The organism is Streptomyces hilarionis, assembly GCF_024539675.1.
Lineage (GTDB): Bacteria > Actinomycetota > Actinomycetes > Streptomycetales > Streptomycetaceae > Streptomyces > Streptomyces hilarionis.
In genome coordinates this window covers 1-233 of record NZ_JAHHIT010000913.1, presented here as the reverse complement: position 1 = coordinate 233, position 233 = coordinate 1, and the positions used below count along the sequence as shown (strand labels likewise).

1 protein-coding gene is annotated in these 233 nt (G+C 78.1%); it reads left to right on the top strand.

Going from position 1 to position 233, the window contains the following annotated elements:
- Positions 1-233: ketoacyl-synthetase C-terminal extension domain-containing protein (locus KMS84_RS40775; RefSeq protein ID WP_285894523.1), on the top strand; the 233-nt coding region annotated here is incomplete at both ends.

Here is a 233-nt window from a genome sequence, read left to right as displayed (position 1 = left end):
GAGGCGCGGGAGTGGCCCGAGACCGGGCGTCCGCGCCGCGCGGGCGTCTCGTCGTTCGGCATCAGCGGCACCAACGCCCACGTCATCCTGGAGGAGGCCCCGCAGACGGAGCCCGCACAGCCCGCCGAGCCGACGGACCCGGAGCGCCCCGCCTTCTCGGGGCCGGTGGCGTGGGTGGTGTCGGGGCGTGGTGGGGCGGCGTTGCGGGAGCAGGCCGGCCGGCTGTTGGAGCG